Origin of the sequence: Vibrio sp. 10N.222.49.C9, assembly GCF_041474985.1 — a bacterium.
GTDB lineage: Bacteria > Pseudomonadota > Gammaproteobacteria > Enterobacterales > Vibrionaceae > Vibrio > Vibrio crassostreae_C.
Window position 1 is genome coordinate 1 of the sequence record NZ_JBFRVD010000572.1, and the last position, 282, is coordinate 282.

Below are 282 nucleotides of genomic sequence, written 5' to 3' on the forward strand. Positions count from 1 at the left end.
AAACAAGCCGTGGACTTTCAGTGCGAACTGAAGGTCCACAAAAATCTTTAGTTTCAGCAGACAGGGAGGTCAATTGCTGACTGCATTAGAGGGATTTTTTAATAGAATCAGCGACGCACTGGGGCACATCTCCAGTGTGTTGTTTTTGCTTTTAGTAGCAAACGTTGTTTACGATGTTGTGATGCGTTATGTATTTAATGACGTATCTATCGCTTTTCAAGAGCTAGAGTGGCATCTGTTTTCTGCGGTATTCTTGCTCGGCGTACCCTACGCCATAAAAAC

At 42.9% G+C, this 282-nt stretch carries 1 pseudogene; it reads left to right on the forward strand.

Annotated elements, in window-relative coordinates:
- Positions 1-73: 73 nt before the first annotated feature.
- Positions 74-282, forward strand: a pseudogene (locus AB4585_RS24535) (TRAP transporter small permease subunit); the annotation flags it as partial.